The following is a 12,953-nucleotide window of genomic DNA, read 5'->3' as shown; positions in this document are numbered from 1 at the left end:
TCCTTTTCGTAACGAAACGTAGCGGTTTGCAATCCTCCAATGCGCGACTTAAAATCCGCTTCCCATCGGGAGTGCGGGTTCAAGTCCCGCCGTCCGTACCAGCATGGAGGTGGCATGGCGCGCATCCTGATCCTCGCTCCCCTGCTGTTCGCGCTCGGCGCTTGCGATGGCGGGAACGACGAGCGGCCGGTGGTGGTCGATGCGATCGAGGACGGCGTGAAGGGCGATGCCGAGCGCGTGCTGTTGCGCAGCGCGCTGGCGCAGGGGCTGGTGCGTTTCGATGCCGCGGGGCAGGTCGAGCCGGGGCTGGCCGAGCGCTGGAACATGGTCGATGACGGGCGCAGCTACATCTTTCGGCTGGGCGATGCGACCTGGAGCGACGGGCGTCCGGTCACCGCCGAACAGGTCGTGGTGGCGCTGCGCCGCGCGGTGGGGGTCGAGGCGGGACATCGGCTGACCCCGTTCCTGCGGTCGATCGACGAGATCGTGGCGATGACGCCGCAGGTGATCGAGGTGCGGTTGAAGCGCCCTAATACCGAATTGCTGACGCTGCTGGCCCAGCCCGAACTGGCGGTAATTCGCGGGCCGCAAGGCACCGGCCCGCTGCGCCGGTTGCGGGGCGAGGGCATCCGGCTGCGCGCGCCGGCCGATCCGGAAGGGCCGGCGACGGTCGCCGCCGACGAAGTCCGGCTGCGCGGTGCGCGGGCGGCGCTGGCGGTGGCGCGCTTTGCGAGCAAGCGCAGCGACCTGGTGCTGGGCGGAGACTTTGCCGACTGGCCGCTGGTCGCCGCCGCCAGTCCCCGGCCGGCGGACGTGCGGGTCGATCCGGCACGCGGGCTGTTCGGCTTTGCCTTTGTCGCGCGCGACGGGTTCCTGTCGAGCGCGCTCGGCCGGGCGGCGGTGGCGATGGCGGTGCAGAGTGCGAACCTGCCCGGCGCGATCGATGCAGGCTGGGGGCAGGCGGATACGCTGCTGCCCGAACGGCTCGATTCGGCGGCGGACCCGGCGCTGCCGGCATGGCGCAACCTGACCGAGGAGCAACGCTGGGCGACGGCGCGGGCGCAGGTGACCGCCTATGGCCAGCCGGTGCGGCTGCGCGTCGCCCTGCCCAGGGGGCCGGGCGCCACTTTGCTGTGGGGGCGGGTCGCGGTCGCGCTGTCGCGCATCGGGATCTCGGGCGAGCGGGTGGCGATGACCGCGCCGGCCGATCTGCGGCTGGTCGACCGGGTCGCACCCTATGACAGCGCGCGATGGTATCTGGCGACGGCGTGCCGCACCTGTTCGATGGACGCGATGACGCTGATCGCGGCGGCGCGCGACGCCGACAACCTGCCCGAACGCGCGCAGCGGCTGGCGGCGGCGGATGCGGCGATGGCAGCGGACGTAGCGTTCGTGCCGGTTGCGCGGCCGTGGCGCTGGGCGCTGGTCGCGCCGCGGCTGCGCGCGTTCCAGACCAATGCGCGCGCGGTGCATCCGTTGAACCATCTGCGCGGCGACACCAATTAGGGTCCATGGCAAAGCCGACCCGTATCTCGCCCGAACTGTTCGAACAGATTGCCGGGCATCTCGACAAGAACCCCGACGCCGTGCGCCGCCGCGTGGTGGCGATCGAGCGGCTGATGGAACGGTCGATGACCATTCCCGGCACGAACCATCCGGTCGGGCTCGACTTCCTGCTGAACTTCATCCCCGTGGTCGGCAGCTTCATCGGTGCGGCGATGGGCAGCTACATGCTGTGGGAGGCCCGCAACCTGGGCATGTCGAAGTGGCAGATGGCGCGGATGGCGGGCAATGTCGGGACCGACTGGGCGCTGGGGCTGATCCCGATCGTCGGGGCGGTGCCGGACTTCTTCTTCCGGTCGAACACCCGGAACCTGCGGATCATCCGCAAGCATCTCGACCGCCACCATCCCGCCACGGTGACGGTCGAGGGGTAGGTAGTTCAAGGCGGCGCCGGACGTGCCGTCGGCACGTCCGGCAAAACTATCCCGCCTGACGCCCGCCGCGCCAGATCTTGACGCGGGTGTTGGGGGTCACGCCGCCCTGATGCGCGGGGCAGGCGGTATAGCGGCGGCGCTTGTCGAGGCAGAGCCACACTTCGTCCAGCCAGCCGCGCTTGTTGGTGGTGATCCGCATCGACTGCGCGGTCATGCCGGGATTGCGCCGGGCGATTGCGCTGGCGATCTGTCCGGCGGTCAGGTTCGGCCGGCGCGACAGGGCCATCATGTCGGGGAAGCGCAGCCGCTGGAACAGGGTGCGCGATTCGTCGAAATAGGCGGCGGGCGATACGCCCATGCACGTGCCGTGCTTGGCATATTCATGCTGGAGCAGCTGGGCCGAGGGGGTGACGCACAGATTCCTGGCGATGACCGATTCGGGCAGGATCGGGGTGGTAGTGCAATATTGCGGCCAGTCCTTGCCCTCGCCATCGGGCCACAGGCCATGCAGTGTGAACCCGAAGCGGTTGGCGCCGCCGCACTGGAAGCTGTTCCGCGCATCGTCGCGGCGGGTGCGGCAATATTCGGGGCTCCAGGTGATGGCGAGCGTATAGCTGCCGATCGGGAGGACGCGGCGCGGCTGTTGCGGCGTCGGCAGGTCGGGGCGCGGGCGTTCGATCTGCGCCGGCACCGAACATTGCAGCGTCTGCGCCTGTGCCGTGACGGGGGCGAGCAGGGCAAGGAGGGTGAGGGCCAGACGCATCAGATATCCTCGTCGACGATGGCGGGTGCGAACCACGCGGCGGCGTCGGGGCGGAACAGGAAGGCGACCGCCGCCGTCTGCAACGCGACCGCGACGAGGCGGACGATGCCGCCGGCGTCGAGGATCACCGCGCCGGTCGTGAAGCCCAGCACCAGGCTGCCGATCGCGAAGACGGTGAAGACGACGAGGATCCATTTGGCGACATTGCTGCCGCGCCGGGCGATGAAGAACCACAGCAGCAGCGCGATGACGACACCGATGGCGATCATGCCGCCGGCCGCGACCGCCGCGGTCGACCCGAGCGCCGCCGTGTCGGGATTTTCCGCCAGCCGCGCCATGGTCAGCGGCCATTCGAGGATGTTGCCGATCAGCCCGACGGCGATCGAGGCGAGATAGAGCCGGTCGAACCGGACGATCGAAGACGGACGCATGAAGGCTCCCCCTGAAACAGCCGAAGCTGGTTATGCGGCGTCGAGGGTGAAATCCAGCCCGATATCGGCCGCCGGGGCCGACTGGGTCAGGCGGCCGACGCTGATGTAGGTGACGCCGGTTTTGGCGATGGCGCGGATGGTGTCGAGCCGGACGCCGCCCGATGCCTCCGCGGGCACGCGCCCGGCGATCAGCGCGACGGCGGTGCGCAGGATCGGCGGGGCCATGTTGTCGAGCAGCAGATGCGTCGCGCCTGCCGCAAGGGCGGGTTCGATCTGGCTGATCGAATCGACCTCGACGATGATCCGGTCGATGCCGGCCGCCTTGGCACGGGCGGTCGCTTCGCCGACGGACCCGGCGACCGCGACGTGATTGTCCTTGATCATCGCCGCATCCCATAGCCCCATGCGGTGGTTGGTCGCGCCGCCCATGCGGGTCGCATATTTCTCGAGACTGCGCAGGCCGGGAATGGTCTTGCGCGTGTCGAGCAGGGTCACGCCGGTGCCGGCGATCGCGGCGACATAGGTCGCGGTCAGCGTGGCGATGCCCGAGAGATGCTGGACGGTGTTGAGCGCCGAGCGTTCGGCGGTCAGCAGCGCCCGCGCATTGCCGCGCAGCCGCATCAGCGCGGTCCCGGCCGGCACGGCATCGCCATCGGCGACCAGCGGTTCGATGGTCGCGCCGGGATCGAGATGGCGGAAGAAGGCGGCGGCGATGTCCAGCCCCGCGACGGTGATCGCGTCGCGGCTGTCCATGACGCCGGTGAACACGGCATCCGCCGGGATGACCGCGGCGGCGGTGATGTCGCCCGCCTCGCCCATATCCTCGGCAAGGGTCGCGGCGACGAAGGCGGGGAGGTCGAAACCGGGGATCATGGGGCGGGGTCCGGGCTGGGGGAGGGGGCGGTATAGAGGCGGGCGGCGGGCGGTGACAGGGCCTTTTGCGAGCGGTTCGCGGGTCAAAGTTCACTAAGTTCACACTAGTGGCGCGTTTGCGCGGTGGGTGTGGCGGTGGTCGGTAGAGACGTGCAGGCGGCGGGTGTTAAGGGGTGACCCGCCGACGATGGCAGGTGGCTGCCATGTAGGAAAGGGGTGACGTTCCTAACCCCGTCTGCGGGCAGTTGGGTCTACCTCTAGCCAATTCCTCGTACCCCCGCGCAGGCGGGGGTCCAGGGCCACACGCGCTGCCCTTCCGTTACCCTGGACCCCCTCCTGCGCGGGGGTACGGTCCGGGGGTGAAGGTTGCAGCTTACTTGCCCCGCTGTGCCTCGACGAGCGCGATGGCGCGTTCGACCGCGACTTCGATCGACAGGGTGCTGGTGTCGAGCGGCGCGGCGTCGGCGGCCATGACCAGCGGCGCGGTCGATCGGCTCGAATCGCGTTCGTCGCGGGCGCGGATGTCGGCGAGGACGCGGTCGTAGGTGACGCTCGACCCCGCCTTCGCCAGTTCGGTGTGGCGGCGGCGGGCGCGGATCGCCGGGGTCGCCTTTACGAACAGCTTCGCATCGGCGTCGGGGGCGATGACCGTGCCGATGTCGCGTCCGTCGAGCACCGCGCCGCCCGGTTGCTGCGCGAACTTGCGCTGGCGGCGCAGCAGCGCCGAGCGCACCAGCGGATGGGCGGACACGATCGAGGCGGTCTGTCCGGCCTCGTCGGTGCGCAGCCACGGGTCGTCGAGCAGCGTGTCGGAAAAGTCGCAGGCGGCGACGCAATCCGCCTCACGCGTCGGGTCCATGCCGTCGCGCAGCACGCGGGTCGCGACTGCGCGATAGAGCAGGCCGGTGTCGAGATGCGGCAGGCCGTAATGCCGTGCCAGCGCCCGCGCGATGGTGCCCTTGCCCGATGCCGCCGGGCCATCGACCGCGATGATCACAGCGATGCGCCGAGGCCACGCAGCAGCGTGGTGAAGGTCGGGAAGCTGGTCGCCACGGGTGCCATGTCGTCGATGGTGACCGGCGCGCGCGAGACGAGGCCGGCGACGACGAAGCTCATCGCGATGCGGTGGTCGAGCTTTGCCTCGACCGTTCCGCCGCCGGGCAACAGGTCGCCGCCGGTGCCGTCGATGATCAGGCCGTCCTCGGTCTCCTCGACCCGCGCGCCGATCGCGCGCAGTCCTTCGGCCATGGTCGTGATGCGGTCGCTTTCCTTGACGCGCAGCTCTTCGAGGCCACGCGTGACGGTGCGTCCCTTGGCGAGCGCGGCGGCGACGAACAGGACCGGGAATTCGTCGATCATCGCCGGGGCGACCGCCGGGTCGACATCGATGCCGGTCAGCGTCGAGGCGCGGACGACCAGGTCGGCGACCGGCTCGCCACCGACCTCGCGGCGATTCTCGAAGGTGATGTCGCCGCCCATCGCGCGCAGCACGTCGAACAGCGCGGCGCGGGTCGGGTTCAGGCCGACATTGGTGATCGTGACATGGCTGCCCGGCACCAGCAGCGCGGCGACGACCGGGAAGGCGGCGGAGGACGGGTCGCCAGGGACGGTGATCGTCTGCGGCTGCAATTCCGCTTCGCCGTGCAGTTCCATGACGCGGCCTGCGGGGGTTTCCTCGACGGTCAGCTTCGCGCCGAAGCCGGTCAGCATCCGCTCGCTATGGTCGCGGGTCGGGACCGGTTCGACGACGCGGGTGATGCCCGGCGTGTTGAGGCCGGCGAGCAGGATCGCCGACTTCACCTGCGCCGAGGCGACCGGCAGCGTATAGTCGATCGGCACGGCGGGCACGATCCCGCGCAGCATCAGCGGCAGGCGGCCCCCGGGGCTGGCGGTGAACTCGGCGCCCATCTGGCTGAGTGGTTCGATCACGCGGCTCATCGGGCGCTTGCTGAGCGAGGCGTCGCCGGTGAAGGTCGCGGTGATGGCGTGGCTCGATACCAGACCCATCAGCAGCCGGGTCGAGGTGCCCGAATTGCCCATTTCCAAGGCGGTCGCGGGTTGCAGCAGCCCGCCGACGCCGACGCCATCGATGGTCCACACCCCGTCGTCGCCGCGTTCGATCACGGCACCCATCGCGCGCATCGCGGCGGCGGTGGCGAGCACGTCCTCGCCCTCCAGCAAACCGGTCACGCGGCTGGTGCCGACGGCGAGCGCGGAAAGCATCAGCGACCGGTGGCTGATCGACTTGTCGCCGGGAACGGGGGCGGTGCCGGTCAGCGGGCCGCTGGCGGCGACGGAAAGCGGGGTGGGGGTGGCGTCGTGCATGACCGGCGGCTTTGACAGCGCGTGCCCGCTATGGCAAGGCGCGGCCCCATCCGGGGTATGTGCCCCGTTCTTCCACGATACCGAAAGGTTTGGCTACACATGGTGAAGCCGGAATGGGGTACGAAGCGTACCTGTCCGAAATGCGCGACGCGCTTCTACGACCTGGGCAATGACGATCCCGTCACCTGCATCAATTGCGGCGTGCACTGGACGCCCGAACCGATCCTGAAGTCGAAGCAGCCGCTGCCGTTCGAGCAGGTCAAGGTCGGCGGCGACAAGGATGGCGAGAAGGATACGGATCTGGACGCCGATCTGGACATCGAGGGCGACGACGAGCCGTCGGCGGACGACGATGTCGATCTGGGCGGCGACGACGACCTGGGCGTCGACACGTCCGACGAGGACAACGACGCCGAGCGTTGATTTTTTGGCGGGCGGCAACAAAAGCCGCTTGCCAAACCGGCGCCCTCCGCATAGAGGGCGCTCCTCCCCAACGGGGAAGCGGGGCTGCCCACCAGCAGTGGCCCCGACAAAATGGACGGGGCCGTAGCTCAGCTGGGAGAGCGCTGCAATGGCATTGCAGAGGTCAGGGGTTCGATCCCCCTCGGCTCCACCATTTTTCCAAGAACCCCGCAGCGATGCGGGGTTTTTTGTTGGCCGTCGTATAATCGTTTCGGCCATATTACAAAAAACACGCGAACCGTTCGCGATTATACCAGTATATCGTGCGCGGTCGCGATAGCGGCTAGCTGAACGGCCCTATGACTGGGGGCCATGATCTGCGGTACCGATCGCGACTGCACGCATTTTCCGAACTGACCGATGCCGACCGGACGGCGATCGATGCCCTGCTCGACCAGCGGCAGCGGGTCATCGCCCCGCGTCGCGACGTGGTGGCGGAAGGGGAAGTGCCGCGATTCGTGCATGTCGTGCTCGACGGCTGGGCGTGCCGCTATCGCCAGCTGTCCGACGGGCGGCGCCAGCTGCTGTCGCTGCTGCTGCCGGGCGACCTGATCGATCCCTATCCGCAGGCGGTGGCGCGGTCCGATCATGCGGTCGGCACGATCACGACGATGACCGTGGCGGAGGTCGCGCCCGATGCGCTCGCCGCGCTAGGGCGGGAAAGCGCCACGATCGCCCGCGCGCTGTGGTGGAACAACCATGTGGCGATGGGCACGCAGCGCGAATGGATCGCCAGCCTCGGCCTGCGCAGCGCGCGCGAACGCATCGCGCTGCTGTTCTGCGAAGTCTATTTCCGGTTGCGGACGAGCGGGCGGTGCATGGGCCGCGCCTGCGAATTTCCGCTGACCCAGGCCGATCTGGCGGAGGCGACGGGCCTGACCCCGGTGCACGTCAATCGCATGGTGCAGGAATTGCGCCGCGACGGGTTGATCGCCTGGGGCGGGCGGACGCTGACGATCCTCGACCTCGACGCACTATGCGGGGTCGCGTCCTTCACCCCGGCCTATCTGCACCTCGACCGCGCGGTATCGGCGGGTTGAGGGCGTCCGTCCCGTAATCGGACGGCTGCCCGAAAATGCGGCAGGCGACAAAAAGGTAAATAATGCGTTAACGCGGCCATGATGACGCCGCACGCACCCCGCCGCCGCCACCCGTTCCGCGCCACGCTGCCGCGTATGGCCAGCGTTCCGGTGCGCAGCGAGGACAGCGACCTGAAGCTGTTCACGGTCAGCTTCACTGCCTTCTTCATCTGCTTCTACACGTTCTTTCTGTAGGGCGGGTCGACCGAACTCGACGTCATCCCAGCGAAGGCCGGGATCTCGCCATGGTAGCGCGCAGCAGGAGCCACTTGCGACCCCAGCTTTCGCTGGGGTGACGGTGCCTTCAGGCCGGGCAGCCGTCGTCGCACGCCTTGTGCAGCCGCCATGCGAGCCATGCCGAGCCGAGGCACATGGCGGCGACGATCAGCAGCATGTCGGTCGGGCCGAGGCCGGCCTTGGTCAGCAGGATCACGCTGACCGCGCCGATCGTCATCGAGGCGCAGTTGACGACGTTGTTCGCCGCCACCGTCCGCGCGGTCTGGTCCTTGGTCACCGTCGTCGTCAGGAACGCGTAGAGCGGGACCACGAACATGCCGCCGAAGATCGCGATCAGCGCCAGCGTGGCGAGCAGCAGCAGCGATTGCGGATGGGTGGCGAAGTCGATCACGCCATAAAGCGTGCCGTCGGGCGCCGGGACCCAGGCCTTCGCCTCGAACGCGAAGGCCAGTACGCACAGCGCCATCGCGATGACCGATGCGGGCGAATAGCGCGCCGAAATCTGTCCTTTCAGCAACGCATTGATGATGACCGACCCGATCGCGACCCCGATCGAGAAGATCGCGATGGTGAGCGAGGCGACCTGCTGGTCGGCGGTCAGCACATTCTTCACCAGCACCGGGAAGATCACGATCAGCACCGACCCGATCGTCCAGAAGAAGCTGATCGCGACGATGGCGAGGAACAGCCGGCGGATATGCATCGTCGCCGCGATCAGGTGCCAGGACGAGGTGAAGGGATTGAAGTTGATGACCAGTTCCGGCCCGCTGCGCGGCGCCGGGGGCACGAGCCGCCCGGTAAACCAGCCGATGATCGCCACGACGACCACCAGCCCGGCCGCCCATTCGACGCTGATCCAGCCGGCGACGATCGTGCCGGTCAGCACCGACAGATAGGTTGCCGCCTCGATCAGCCCGGTGCCGCCCAGCACCTGATGATCCTCCAGATGCTGGGGCAGGATCGCGTATTTGATCGGCCCGAAAAAGGTCGAATGGACGCCGAGCATCACGACCGCGCTCAGCATCATCACCACGCCGGTGGTGACATAGCCGGTGCGCGCGATCAGCATGCCGGCCGCGCCATAGAGCATGATGCCGATTTCCGCCGTCTTCACGATGCGGATGATCCGCGCCTTGTCATGCGTGTCGGCCAGCTGTCCCGACAGAGCGGACAGCAAAACGAACGGCAGGATGGCCAGACCGGTGGCCAGTGCGTTGAAATTCTGTTCGCTCGCCGGGTCCTTGAACAACTGGTATGTCGCGAACAGCACCATCGCATGCTTGAAGAGGTTGTCGTTGAACGCGCCCAGAAACTGGGTGACGAACAGCGGCAGGAAACGGCGCTGCTTGAGCAACCCCAGCGCATTATTCATTCCGGGTACGACCTGATCTACGTGCCTGTCGGCTTGGTTGGATCGGGTGTAGCCAGCCCCTCCGCCTGCTTCAACGCCGTTTTGCCGCTTTCGCGTGAGGGGCCGGGGATGCTAAGCGCCGAACTGTGCTGACGCTTCCCAACATATTGACGTTGTCGCGTATCCTGGCGGTGCCGCTGCTGGTCGCGTTCCTGTGGTGGCCGATGTGGGAGGCGGGCTATGCCATTGCCTTCGCACTCTATTGCCTGATGGGGATCACCGACTATTTCGACGGCTATCTGGCGCGCGCGCAGGGCACGGTGTCGAAGCTGGGCGTGTTCCTCGACCCGATCGCCGACAAGATCATGGTCGCCGCCGTCATCCTGATGCTGGTCGGCACGCGGCATGACGTGGCGATCATCACCGGCATCCACCTGATCGCCGCGCTCATCATCCTGCTGCGCGAGATCGCGGTGTCGGGGCTGCGCGAGTTCCTCGCCGGCATTCAGGTATCTCTGCCGGTGTCGCAGCTGGCCAAGTGGAAGACGACACTGCAGCTGGTCGCGTTCGGGGCGCTGATCCTCGCCGGGGCGGTGCCGGCCTATAGCTTCGTGCATGTGACCGGGCTCGTCTGCCTGTGGGGCGCGGCGGTGCTGACCGCGATCACCGGCTGGGATTATCTGCGGCTCGGTCTCCGGCACATGGACACATAATGGCGATCGAGCTGCTGTATTTCGCTTGGGTGCGCGAGGCGATCGGCGTGGCGGGCGAGCGGGTCGACCCGCCGGCCGAGGTGGCGACCGTCGCCGATCTGGTCGACTGGCTGGCGGCAAGGGGCGGGGGCTATGCGACGGCCTTTGCCGATGGGCAAAGGCTGCGCGCGGCGGTCGACCAGGCGTTCGTGGCGCTCGATACGCCGATCGCCGGCGCGCGCGAGGTCGCGATCTTTCCCCCGGTGACCGGCGGATGATCCGCGTGGTCGTGCAGGCGGCACCGATCGACCTCGCCGCCGAATTTGCGGCGGCCGAGGGGGCGGATGCGGGGGCGGTGGCGACCTTTACCGGGCTGGTGCGTGGTGACGATGGCGTCACCGAACTGGCGCTCGAACATTATCCGGGAGCGACCGAGCGCGCGCTGGAGGCTTTGTGCGAGCAGGCGGTGGCGCGCTGGTCGCTGGTGAAGGCGACGGTCGTGCACCGCGTCGGGCCGATGGTGCCCGGCGACCGGGTGGTGTTCGTCGCGACGACCGCACGGCATCGCGGCGCGGCGCTGGAAGCCTGTGCGTTCCTGATCGACCGGTTGAAGACCGGGGCGCCGTTTTGGAAGCGCGAGCGGCGGGGGGCAGAGACGCGCTGGGTCGAGGCGCGGGAGAGTGACGACGCGGCCGCCGCGCGGTGGGGGGATCTGGGCTGAGGTGCTTGGGGCGGGTCCTTCGATACGCCCCTTCGACAAGCTCAATGGCTACTCAGGACGAACGGCTGGAGAAGTCCCAACCCAAACCCGTCCAATCCCGTTTGGTTCGAGTAGCGATCGAGCTCGTCGAGAGCGCGTATCGAGAACGGGGTTCCGCTGGGGTGACCCATGAAGGGTCCGTTTGCGGCAGGAGTTCTCGACGGACGCTTCTCGACTTCGCTCGAAGCTGCTCGAACCGGACGGAATGGCGGGGCAGGGCAGCGCCCCAAAACAAAACCGGGCGGGATCGCTCCCGCCCGGCTCCATTCTCGCCTGAACCCCGGATCAGCCGAGCTTCGGTGCCAGCACGCCGTTCACCACGTGAACGATGCCGTTCGACTGTTCGACGTCATACTGCGTGACATAGCTCTTGCCGCCGCCGACATCGGTCAGCACCAGTGCGTCGTTTTCCAGCGTCGCCTTGAGCGGCTGGCCCTCGACGGTGGTCAGCGTGGCGGTGCCGCCGCCGGCCTGGATCTGCTGCTTGAGCGCCGCGGCGTCGAGCTTGCCCGCGACGACGTGATACTTCAGCAGCTTGGCGAGCGAGGCCTTCTGCTCGGGCTTCATCAGCTGGTCGAGCGTGCCGGGGGCGAGGCGGCCGAACGCTTCATCCGTCGGCGCGAAGACGGTGAAGGGACCGGGGCCCGACAGCGTGGCGGTCAGGTCGGCGGCCTGCACCGCCTTGACCAGGGTGGTGAGGTTGCTGGCCTTCGACGCGTTGGCGACGATGGTCGCGGTCGGCAGCATCGGCGCGCCGCCGACGGTCACCGGTGCCTTGGCAGCTGCGTTGATGTTGGTGTTCACGCCGGTCTGGACGGTGCCGACCGGAGTCTGCACGGTGGCGGTCGTGCCGGTCTTCACCCCCGTCTGCGCAGTCGGGGCAGTCGTGGTCTGGGCATAGGCGGCGGCGGTCAGCGACAGGGTGAGCGCGGCGGCCGAAATCGTTGCGCGAATCATCGGTTTTCTCCGGTGGTTGCGGTCGAAACATGTTCGCTGTCCGATCGAGCAGCGACCGGAGAAATACGGTTTTCCCACGCCAACGGTTCCCGCGCTGCCCGAAGGATCAGGGCCGTTGCGCGCCAAGTACCTCTGCCAGCAGCCGAAAATCCCGCTCGCGCGGAGAGGCGCGTCGCCACACCAGCGCGATGCGCCGCGACGCGTTCTTCGCCTCGATCGGGCGGGCGGTGACCCCGGTATTGTCGAGGATGCCGGCATCGATCGCCATCTGCGGCAGCATGGTGGTGCCCAAGCCATTGTCGACCATCTGGACGATGGTGTGGAGCGACGTGCCCATCATCATCGCCTGTCCGCGCGCTTCGGGCTGTTCGCACGCGCGCAGGGCATGGTCCTTCAGGCAATGACCGTCTTCCAACAGCAGCAGGCGTTCGGCGTCGATATCGTCGGCGACCAGCGGCGTCGTGTCGGCGGCATCGTTGCCCGGCACCGCCAGGAACAGCCGGTCGTCGAACAGCGGCGCGACTTCTACCTCGCCACAGCCATAGGGCAGCGCCAGCAGCACGCAGTCGGTGCGGCCATGGTGCAGCCCCTCGCACGCCGCCGCGCTCGGCTCCTCGCGCAGATACAGTTTCAGGTCGGGATAGTCGCGGCGCAGGCGGGGGAGGAGTTGGGGCAGGAGGAACGGGGCGATGGTCGGGATGACGCTCATCCGCATCTCGCCCGACAGCGGTCGTCCGGCGGCGCGCGCCATGTCGGTCAGTTCCTCCGCCTCGCGCAGCACGGTGCGCGCCTTGGCGACGATGCTTTCGCCCAGCGGCGTGAAGCGCACCACGCGGCGGGTACGTTCGACCAGCACTACGCCGATCAGCGTCTCCAGTTCGCGAATGCCCGCCGACAGCGTCGACTGGGTGACGAACGACGCCTCGGCGGCGCGGCCGAAATGACCAGCGTCGCGCAGCGCGACCAGATATTGCAGCTGTTTCAGGGTAGGCAGGTACACCGACATGCCCGGTTACTTATCGAGTGCGACGATCAATCCCAAGGGTAATTTCGATTGGATCGGTCCAACGCGTACCCTATATCGCA

16 protein-coding genes and 1 tRNA gene are annotated in these 12,953 nt (G+C 68.1%); 9 read left to right on the top strand and 8 right to left on the bottom strand.

The genetic code is table 11. From position 1 onward, the window contains the following. Nucleotides 1-114 precede the first annotated feature (114 nt). Both PPZ50_RS16185 and PPZ50_RS16180 read left to right on the top strand, forming a co-directional pair. On the top strand, nucleotides 115-1,506 hold the full coding sequence (locus PPZ50_RS16185; protein ID WP_272815503.1) for an ABC transporter substrate-binding protein: 1,392 nt from the start codon (nucleotides 115-117) through the stop codon (nucleotides 1,504-1,506). Between the two features lie 5 nt (nucleotides 1,507-1,511). Then, nucleotides 1,512-1,937, top strand: a complete 426-nt coding sequence (locus PPZ50_RS16180; RefSeq protein WP_272815502.1) for a DUF4112 domain-containing protein — start codon at nucleotides 1,512-1,514, stop codon at nucleotides 1,935-1,937. A gap of 46 nt (nucleotides 1,938-1,983) precedes the next feature. Here PPZ50_RS16180 and PPZ50_RS16175 read toward each other — a convergent pair whose 3' ends face one another. The 5 genes from PPZ50_RS16175 to aroA form a co-directional block, all read right to left on the bottom strand. Next, the gene (locus tag PPZ50_RS16175) at nucleotides 1,984-2,700 is read right to left on the bottom strand and encodes a ribonuclease T2 (protein WP_272815501.1); all 717 of its coding nucleotides are present in this window, start codon (nucleotides 2,698-2,700) and stop codon (nucleotides 1,984-1,986) included. Next, complete coding sequence (locus PPZ50_RS16170) at nucleotides 2,700-3,131, bottom strand: hypothetical protein (RefSeq protein WP_272815500.1); 432 nt, start codon at nucleotides 3,129-3,131, stop codon at nucleotides 2,700-2,702. The genes PPZ50_RS16175 and PPZ50_RS16170 overlap by 1 nt, the downstream gene beginning before the upstream one ends. A gap of 30 nt (nucleotides 3,132-3,161) precedes the next feature. Continuing rightward, nucleotides 3,162-4,004, bottom strand: a complete 843-nt coding sequence (nadC, locus tag PPZ50_RS16165) for a carboxylating nicotinate-nucleotide diphosphorylase (protein WP_272815499.1) — start codon at nucleotides 4,002-4,004, stop codon at nucleotides 3,162-3,164. A 373-nt stretch (nucleotides 4,005-4,377) separates the two neighbouring features. After that, the gene (gene cmk / locus PPZ50_RS16160; RefSeq protein WP_066690362.1) at nucleotides 4,378-5,001 is read right to left on the bottom strand and encodes a (d)CMP kinase; all 624 of its coding nucleotides are present in this window, start codon (nucleotides 4,999-5,001) and stop codon (nucleotides 4,378-4,380) included. After that, nucleotides 4,998-6,329 carry a 3-phosphoshikimate 1-carboxyvinyltransferase gene (gene aroA / locus PPZ50_RS16155; RefSeq protein ID WP_272815498.1) on the bottom strand — a complete coding sequence of 444 codons (1,332 nt, stop codon included), beginning with the start codon at nucleotides 6,327-6,329 and terminating at the stop codon, nucleotides 4,998-5,000. The genes cmk and aroA overlap by 4 nt, the downstream gene beginning before the upstream one ends. A gap of 99 nt (nucleotides 6,330-6,428) precedes the next feature. On the opposite strand from aroA, the gene PPZ50_RS16150 reads away from it, so the two are divergent. From PPZ50_RS16150 to PPZ50_RS16135, 4 genes are all read left to right on the top strand, one after another. Further along, nucleotides 6,429-6,752: a TIGR02300 family protein gene (locus tag PPZ50_RS16150; RefSeq protein WP_066690367.1), complete on the top strand. Its 324-nt coding sequence runs from the start codon at nucleotides 6,429-6,431 to the stop codon at nucleotides 6,750-6,752. A 117-nt stretch (nucleotides 6,753-6,869) separates the two neighbouring features. Further along, nucleotides 6,870-6,945: transfer RNA gene (locus PPZ50_RS16145), tRNA-Ala, on the top strand. Between the two features lie 145 nt (nucleotides 6,946-7,090). Then, nucleotides 7,091-7,831 (top strand): Crp/Fnr family transcriptional regulator, encoded by a 741-nt coding sequence (locus PPZ50_RS16140; protein ID WP_084401557.1) that lies wholly within the window; start codon nucleotides 7,091-7,093, stop codon nucleotides 7,829-7,831. A gap of 81 nt (nucleotides 7,832-7,912) precedes the next feature. After that, nucleotides 7,913-8,065 carry a hypothetical protein gene (locus PPZ50_RS16135; RefSeq protein ID WP_272815497.1) on the top strand — a complete coding sequence of 51 codons (153 nt, stop codon included), beginning with the start codon at nucleotides 7,913-7,915 and terminating at the stop codon, nucleotides 8,063-8,065. Between the two features lie 109 nt (nucleotides 8,066-8,174). Here PPZ50_RS16135 and PPZ50_RS16130 read toward each other — a convergent pair whose 3' ends face one another. Beyond that, nucleotides 8,175-9,479 (bottom strand): MFS transporter, encoded by a 1,305-nt coding sequence (locus PPZ50_RS16130; RefSeq protein ID WP_066690370.1) that lies wholly within the window; start codon nucleotides 9,477-9,479, stop codon nucleotides 8,175-8,177. Between the two features lie 125 nt (nucleotides 9,480-9,604). Here PPZ50_RS16130 and pgsA point away from each other — a divergent pair, with 125 nt between their 5' ends. From pgsA to PPZ50_RS16115, 3 genes are read left to right on the top strand one after another with little or no spacing between them, the layout of a single operon-like run. After that, nucleotides 9,605-10,171, top strand: coding sequence for a CDP-diacylglycerol--glycerol-3-phosphate 3-phosphatidyltransferase (gene pgsA / locus PPZ50_RS16125; RefSeq protein WP_066690373.1), 567 nt, complete (start codon nucleotides 9,605-9,607; stop codon nucleotides 10,169-10,171). Then, nucleotides 10,171-10,428 carry a molybdopterin converting factor subunit 1 gene (gene moaD, locus PPZ50_RS16120; RefSeq protein WP_066690375.1) on the top strand — a complete coding sequence of 86 codons (258 nt, stop codon included), beginning with the start codon at nucleotides 10,171-10,173 and terminating at the stop codon, nucleotides 10,426-10,428. The genes pgsA and moaD overlap by 1 nt, the downstream gene beginning before the upstream one ends. After that, nucleotides 10,425-10,871 (top strand): molybdenum cofactor biosynthesis protein MoaE, encoded by a 447-nt coding sequence (locus tag PPZ50_RS16115; protein ID WP_272815496.1) that lies wholly within the window; start codon nucleotides 10,425-10,427, stop codon nucleotides 10,869-10,871. Before moaD ends, PPZ50_RS16115 begins: the two co-directional genes overlap by 4 nt. A 324-nt stretch (nucleotides 10,872-11,195) precedes the next feature. On the opposite strand, the gene PPZ50_RS16110 is transcribed toward PPZ50_RS16115, so the two are convergent. Together PPZ50_RS16110 and PPZ50_RS16105 are read right to left on the bottom strand one after the other, a co-directional pair. Continuing rightward, nucleotides 11,196-11,867 carry a fasciclin domain-containing protein gene (locus PPZ50_RS16110; protein WP_066690386.1) on the bottom strand — a complete coding sequence of 224 codons (672 nt, stop codon included), beginning with the start codon at nucleotides 11,865-11,867 and terminating at the stop codon, nucleotides 11,196-11,198. 106 nt (nucleotides 11,868-11,973) lie between these two features. Beyond that, nucleotides 11,974-12,873 (bottom strand): hydrogen peroxide-inducible genes activator, encoded by a 900-nt coding sequence (locus PPZ50_RS16105; RefSeq protein WP_066690390.1) that lies wholly within the window; start codon nucleotides 12,871-12,873, stop codon nucleotides 11,974-11,976. Nucleotides 12,874-12,953: the final 80 nt, after the last annotated feature.

Origin of the sequence: Sphingomonas hankookensis, from assembly GCF_028551275.1 — a bacterium.
GTDB classification, from domain to species: Bacteria; Pseudomonadota; Alphaproteobacteria; order Sphingomonadales; family Sphingomonadaceae; genus Sphingomonas; species Sphingomonas hankookensis_A.
This window is presented reverse-complemented; position numbering and strand designations above follow the sequence as displayed.

Coding starts and splice junctions, on each gene's coding strand:
- PPZ50_RS16110 (WP_066690386.1), bottom strand. CDS start 11,867: ATGATTCGCGCAACGATTTCGGCCGCCGCGCTCACCCTGTCGCTGACC.
- PPZ50_RS16140 (WP_084401557.1), top strand. CDS start 7,091: ATGACTGGGGGCCATGATCTGCGGTACCGATCGCGACTGCACGCATTT.
- PPZ50_RS16105 (WP_066690390.1), bottom strand. CDS start 12,873: ATGTCGGTGTACCTGCCTACCCTGAAACAGCTGCAATATCTGGTCGCG.
- PPZ50_RS16170 (WP_272815500.1), bottom strand. CDS start 3,131: ATGCGTCCGTCTTCGATCGTCCGGTTCGACCGGCTCTATCTCGCCTCG.
- PPZ50_RS16135 (WP_272815497.1), top strand. CDS start 7,913: ATGACGCCGCACGCACCCCGCCGCCGCCACCCGTTCCGCGCCACGCTG.
- aroA (WP_272815498.1), bottom strand. CDS start 6,329: ATGCACGACGCCACCCCCACCCCGCTTTCCGTCGCCGCCAGCGGCCCG.
- PPZ50_RS16130 (WP_066690370.1), bottom strand. CDS start 9,479: ATGAATAATGCGCTGGGGTTGCTCAAGCAGCGCCGTTTCCTGCCGCTG.
- PPZ50_RS16150 (WP_066690367.1), top strand. CDS start 6,429: ATGGTGAAGCCGGAATGGGGTACGAAGCGTACCTGTCCGAAATGCGCG.
- PPZ50_RS16115 (WP_272815496.1), top strand. CDS start 10,425: ATGATCCGCGTGGTCGTGCAGGCGGCACCGATCGACCTCGCCGCCGAA.
- PPZ50_RS16185 (WP_272815503.1), top strand. CDS start 115: ATGGCGCGCATCCTGATCCTCGCTCCCCTGCTGTTCGCGCTCGGCGCT.
- nadC (WP_272815499.1), bottom strand. CDS start 4,004: ATGATCCCCGGTTTCGACCTCCCCGCCTTCGTCGCCGCGACCCTTGCC.
- PPZ50_RS16180 (WP_272815502.1), top strand. CDS start 1,512: ATGGCAAAGCCGACCCGTATCTCGCCCGAACTGTTCGAACAGATTGCC.
- PPZ50_RS16175 (WP_272815501.1), bottom strand. CDS start 2,700: ATGCGTCTGGCCCTCACCCTCCTTGCCCTGCTCGCCCCCGTCACGGCA.
- moaD (WP_066690375.1), top strand. CDS start 10,171: ATGGCGATCGAGCTGCTGTATTTCGCTTGGGTGCGCGAGGCGATCGGC.